Genomic DNA, 5,553 nt, shown 5'->3' with positions numbered 1-5,553 from the left:
GGTTGACCACCTTGACGATCTGCCCATTGGGGATGGTCAACACTTCGCCATCGGGTGAGCGCAGCCGGGTGACCCGCAGCGTCACGTTCTCAACCGTGCCGGTCGCGTCCGTCGCGGACACGACGGTGATGGTCACCAGGTCTCCGAAGCCGTACTGGCGCTCCACCAGGATGAAGAAGCCGGACAGCAGGTCCCTGACCAACTGCTGCGCGCCGAAACCCAGCGCGGCGCCGACCACGGTGGCCGGCGCCACCAGCCCCCCGATCGAGAACTGCAGTATCTCGGCGAGCTGCATCATGACCCAGATGCCGATGATGACGACCGACACCCACGAGATCACCGACGCCACGGCCTGGCGGTGTTTCGAGGCCTCCGATCGCACCAGCGCGTCGCTTTCGACGAAGCCCAAGTTGAGCTGGCGGGTCACCTGCTGTGCGACCCAGTTGACGAAACGGGCCGCCAACACTGCCGCGATCAGCACCATGACGATGCGCAGACCCCTGGCGATGATCCATTCACCGACTTCGCCCCGCCAAAAGTCGTGCCAGCGGTGCGTCATCGATGCGGCGAGAATGCTTGTGTTATTCGTCATCTTTTCGGTTGCGCCAACGGATTCCCGCTTCCAGGAATCCGTCGATGTCTCCATCCAGGACGGCCGCAGGGTTGCCAACCTCGTACTCGGTTCGCAGGTCCTTGACCATCTGATAGGGCTGCAGAACGTAGGAGCGCATCTGATTGCCCCACGAGCTGCCACCTTCGCCTTTTAACGCGTCTAGTTCAGCGCGTTCTTCGGATCGCTTGCGTTCCAACAACTTTGCCTGAAGCACTCGCATCGCCGAGATCTTGTTCTGCAACTGCGACTTTTCGTTCTGGCAAGTCACGACGATACCCGTCGGGATATGGGTTAAACGTACCGCAGAGTCGGTGGTGTTCACCGATTGGCCTCCCGGGCCGCTCGAGCGGTAAACGTCAACGCGCACATCGCCTTCCGGAATGTCGATGTGGTCGGTGGTCTCCACCACCGGGAGCACCTCGACTTCGGCGAACGATGTCTGGCGCCGGCTCTGGTTGTCAAACGGGCTGATGCGCACCAGCCGGTGGGTGCCCTGCTCCACGGACAGCGTGCCGTAGGCGAACGGCGCGTGCACGGCGAACGTCGCGCTCTTGATGCCGGCCTCTTCGGCGTAGGACGTGTCGAACACCTCGACGGGATACTTGTGCTGCTCGGCCCACCGGATGTACATCCGCATCAGCATCTCGGCCCAGTCGGCGGCGTCCACGCCGCCCGCGCCGGAACGAATGGTGACCAGCGCCTCGCGTTCGTCGTACTCCCCCGACAGCAGGGTGCGCACCTCGGTGGCTTCGATGTCTGCGCGCAGCGCTTTCAGCTCGGCGTCGGCCTCCGCCAGCGCGTCGGCCGCACCTTCCCCCTCCTCGGCCGCCAGCTCGTAGAGCACCGGCAGATCGTCCAGCCGTCCGCGCAGCTCCTCGACCCTGCGCAGCTCGCCCTGGGCGTGGGACAACTCACTGGTCACCCGCTGGGCCCGGGCTTGGTCATCCCACAACTGGGGATCGGAGGCCTCGTGCTCGAGCTTCTCGATGCGCTTGCGCAGACCGTCCACATCGAGCACCCGCTCCACCGTGGTCAGGGTGGCATCGAGTGCGGCGATATCGGCTTGACGGTCGGGTTCCACAGCCGACCACGTTACCCGGGGCCTCCCACGCGGCTGAGCTCGCAGCGAGTGTCCAGGCCACGACCAGCGGTCATGCGTTTAGCATCGAGTCACGATCATGTGCGACCCGCTCTGCGCGCCGGCCTTTCCGGGAGCCCCCGGCGCTAACCGGGCACGAATAGAAGGTCGAGTATGCGTCCTTATCACGTTGCAATCGTTGGTTCCGGCCCGTCGGGTTTCTTCGCCGCCTCCTCCTTGCTCAAGGCGGCCGACGGGTCCGCCGACATCGATATCGCGGTCGACATGCTGGAGATGCTGCCCACCCCGTGGGGGCTGGTGCGCTCCGGTGTCGCGCCCGATCACCCGAAGATCAAGTCGATCAGCAAGCAATTCGAGAAGACGTCCCAGGATCCGCGCTTCCGCTTCTTCGGCAACATCTCGGTCGGCGAGCACGTGCAGGCCGACGAGCTCGCCGAGCGCTACGACGCCGTCGTCTATGCGGTCGGGGCGCAATCCGACAAGGCGCTCAACATCCCCGGCGAAGACCTGCCGGGCAGCATCGCCGCCGTCGATTTCGTGGGTTGGTACAACGCGCACCCGAACTTCGAGGAAGCCACGCCCGACCTCTCGGGCGCCCGCGCCGTGGTCGTCGGCAACGGGAACGTCGCGCTCGACGTCGCACGCATTCTGGTCACCGACCCCGACGTGCTGGGACAAACCGACATCGCCGACCATGCGCTGGAGTCGCTGCGACCGTGCGGCGTCGACGAGGTGGTGGTCATCGGTCGGCGCGGACCGCTGCAGACCGCGTTCACCACCCTCGAGCTTCGTGAGCTGGGCGACCTGGAAAACGTCGACGTGATCGTCGACCCCGCCCAGCTCGAAAACGTGAGCGACGAAGACGCCGCGGCGGTGGGCAAGACGGCGAAGCAGAACATCAACGTGCTGCGCGATTACGCCAAGCGCGAGCCACGCCCCGGACACCGCCGCATCGTGCTGCGCTTCATGACCTCCCCGATCGAGATCAAGGGTAAGGACCGGGTCGAAGCGATCGTGCTGGGCCGCAACGAGCTGGTCACCGATGACAACGGCCGGGTTTCCGCCAGAGACACCGGCGAGCGCGAGGAGCTACCGGTCCAGCTGGTGGTGCGCTCGGTCGGTTATCGCGGGGTGCCCACGCCGGGGCTTCCCTTCGACGACAAGACCGCCACGATCCCCAACAGCGGCGGCCGGATCGAAGGCAGCCGCAATGAATACGTGGTCGGCTGGATCAAGCGGGGACCGACCGGCGTCATCGGCACCAATAAGAAGGACTCCCAGGACACCGTGGACACGCTGCTCGCCGATCTGACCGGCGCCGACGATCTCGCGGATCTCCCGGACGACCACGCCGACCGACTTGCCGAATGGCTGGCGTCGCGCCAGCCCAAGCTGGTCACCTCGGCCCACTGGGACCTCATCGACGCCCATGAGCGGGCGGCCGGCGAACCGCACGGTCGTCCCCGCGTCAAGCTGCCGAGTCTGGCCAAGTTGCTGGGGGTCAGCCACGGCTGAGCGCTCGTGCTCGGCGGCGCCGAGTACGAAGGGCTCTACTCAACGACGTCAATCCTCCGTAGCGTTGGGCGGGTGGGTAACGACCAACCAGTGACCGTGCTCTCCGAGGACGAGAACTGGAAGCTGTTGGGCAGTGTCGCGCTGGGCCGGCTGGTCACCAATTTCGCCGGCGAGCCCGAGATCTTCCCCGTCAACTTCGTCGCGCAGGACCGCACCGTGCTGTTCCGCACCGCGGAGGGCACCAAACTGTTCTCGGCGGTGGCCAATCACGCGGTGGTCTTCGAGGTCGACGATCACAACGTCATCGAAGGCTGGAGCGTCATCGTGCGCGGCCGCGCGCGCTTGCTGAAGACGGACGCGGACATTCAACGCGCCGAGCGCGCGCAGTTGTTGCCGTGGACGGCGACGCTCAAACCGCACTACGTGCGCATCACCCCGACCGAGGTCACCGGCCGCAATTTCCGGTTCGGTCCGGAGCCTGACCGTCACGAGCCGGTTGCGTGACGAGAAGCTCAGGCGCCTCCGCTCCGGTGAGTCGGCGGTGCATGGCCCAGGCGATCCGCCCGGCCTGAACCTTCGCCCGATCGGCGGCCGGACCGCGATACATCTCATCAACGGTGTTGTGCCACAGCGTGAGCCAGCGACGGAAGTGACGATCCGACAGCGGGGCACGCGCGTGGATCTCGCGGTGCGCCTGTAACGCGCTGCCGCGATAGAGCCCTTCCCGGAACAGCACGGTCTCCCAGAAGTCGCACATCGTCGGAACGTGGGCCTCAAGCCCGGTGGCCCGCAACCCGGCAAACGGCTCGGCCAGGACCTCGTCATCCAACGCCCGCGCGTAGAAACGGCGCAGTAGGGCCTCCACATCGGCGCGCTCGACCAGGTCTGCACCCGCCTCGACCGTCGTCAGCTGGCTCACGGGACTCCTCAATCTATCTGCGACTTACGGTAACACCATCTTGTCCGGCGGGGTGGCTGCGGGACAGGGCCATAAGTCCCTCGACGGCGACGGGGACACCCGGGGAGGAAAATTTCGCGTTCGTGTGCGCCAGCGACCGCGACGACCGCTGCGGGGCAGTATGTTTCAGATCACAGGGGTGGGTCTGACCCCAGTTACAGGTTGCCGCACCGTATCGCGAGCACCGAGTGACCCGCATGGCACAACTCCTCGGCCCGATAGGAGTCCGCGACCACCAGCTGGGCCGCTTCGTGCTGGGCACGCAGGTACCGGTCCACACCGCCGGCCACGATCGCCGGCACGGCCTGCACGTCGGGATACAACCGCATCCACGGCGCCAGCCGGCGATCCAAATGCGCTTGCACCGAAGGCTTTCCGGGTCTGGTGTCACCCGCGTCGGAGCCCTGCGCCACCGACAGCGCCCGCAGCGGCGTTGCACGCAGTCGCGCTTCGTCGAAGGCGTGCCGCAGCACCTTGCCGTTGTCTGCTTCGACCACCACGCCGCTGACCTGCGCGGCAGTCGACCCTTGGATCACGGCGACCGGACACAGCGCCGAGCGGATCAGGCACGCCGCAACCGCGGGTCCGCCGTGGCGGGCATGGTTGAGCCCGATCCGTCCGATGCAGATCATGACCGCCGACCGCGATTCCTCGAGGAGCTTGGAAACCGTTCGGCCCCATAGGATATCGGTTTCCACCTTGACCGGCTCGCCGACGGCGTCGACGGCCCGACGGGCGTCGGCCAGCGCCGCACGAGCGACGGCGAAGCGGGTATCGATGGCGCGCGCGCCCGAAGCATCGTGCGGGTCGATGACATAGACCAGTCGCAGGGGGATGTCGCGGCTGACCGCCTCATCGATCGCCCAGAGTGCCGCTTGTATCGCCGCCCTGGACCCGTCAACGCCTACCAGAATTGCGGGAGCTTGATACATGTTGCTCATCGCGGCTTCCTTCATCGAGCGGAAGAAGGTGATTTCTACACCGTTCACCCGCGAGGTTATTGCCCGTAAACCCCGCTCCCCCAGAGGCATTGGTCCTCGAATTGATGCCATTGGACCCTATGGCTCGGCCGGTGAAACGGAATCTGGGGTGTGCAAGTGCGCGTCGTGGAGATCAAGGCGTCGAAATTCCCGCGAAGGTCATCAACGGCCGCGGGGAGCTGCAGGCGTCCGAGGAACTGCGCGAAGCCGCCGACCCTGTCCGAGAGTCCGGCGTCGCTGCAGCCGCGGTACGTGCAGACGCTGCTGGAGTTGGGGGCGGATCAGAACTCGACCGTCGTCTCCCCGCTACCGGTCGGCATCATCACGCCGTTCCTGCGGCATCCCGAGACGCTGCAGGAAGTGGTCGACAACCTCAACCATCGCGCGT

General features: G+C 66.0%; 6 protein-coding genes and 1 pseudogene. 3 read left to right on the top strand and 4 right to left on the bottom strand.

Annotated elements, in window-relative coordinates:
- Together A9W96_RS21750 and prfB are read right to left on the bottom strand one after the other, a co-directional pair.
- Positions 1–592: mechanosensitive ion channel family protein (locus A9W96_RS21750; RefSeq protein ID WP_231999779.1), on the bottom strand; the 592-nt coding region annotated here is incomplete at its 3' end.
- A complete protein-coding gene (gene prfB, locus A9W96_RS21745; protein WP_066865179.1) occupies positions 582–1,694 on the bottom strand; it encodes a peptide chain release factor 2 in 1,113 nt (370 codons plus the stop codon). The genes A9W96_RS21750 and prfB, both read right to left, overlap by 11 nt.
- 171 nt (positions 1,695–1,865) lie before the next feature.
- Here prfB and A9W96_RS21740 point away from each other — a divergent pair, with 171 nt between their 5' ends.
- Entirely contained in the window at positions 1,866–3,227 is a 1,362-nt protein-coding gene (locus A9W96_RS21740) for an FAD-dependent oxidoreductase (RefSeq protein ID WP_066879263.1), read from the top strand.
- Between the two features lie 72 nt (positions 3,228–3,299).
- Positions 3,300–3,731 (top strand): pyridoxamine 5'-phosphate oxidase family protein, encoded by a 432-nt coding sequence (locus A9W96_RS21735; RefSeq protein ID WP_066865185.1) that lies wholly within the window; start codon positions 3,300–3,302, stop codon positions 3,729–3,731.
- Here A9W96_RS21735 and A9W96_RS21730 read toward each other — a convergent pair.
- Both A9W96_RS21730 and A9W96_RS21725 read right to left on the bottom strand, forming a co-directional pair.
- On the bottom strand, positions 3,673–4,137 hold the full coding sequence (locus tag A9W96_RS21730) for a group III truncated hemoglobin (RefSeq protein ID WP_067142974.1): 465 nt from the start codon (positions 4,135–4,137) through the stop codon (positions 3,673–3,675). The two genes, A9W96_RS21735 and A9W96_RS21730, sit on opposite strands and share 59 nt — an antisense overlap.
- Before the next feature lie 203 nt (positions 4,138–4,340).
- The gene (locus A9W96_RS21725; protein WP_067142972.1) at positions 4,341–5,126 is read right to left on the bottom strand and encodes a universal stress protein; all 786 of its coding nucleotides are present in this window, start codon (positions 5,124–5,126) and stop codon (positions 4,341–4,343) included.
- A 144-nt stretch (positions 5,127–5,270) separates the two neighbouring features.
- Between A9W96_RS21725 and A9W96_RS31645 the strand changes: the two are divergent.
- A pseudogene (locus A9W96_RS31645) lies at positions 5,271–5,553 on the top strand (slipin family protein); the annotation flags it as partial.

This window comes from Mycobacterium sp. 1245852.3 (assembly GCF_001669335.1).
In the GTDB taxonomy this organism is placed as follows: Bacteria; Actinomycetota; Actinomycetes; order Mycobacteriales; family Mycobacteriaceae; genus Mycobacterium; species Mycobacterium europaeum_A.
The sequence above is the reverse complement of the archived record's forward strand: the minus strand, read 5'-3'. Positions and strand labels throughout refer to the sequence as shown.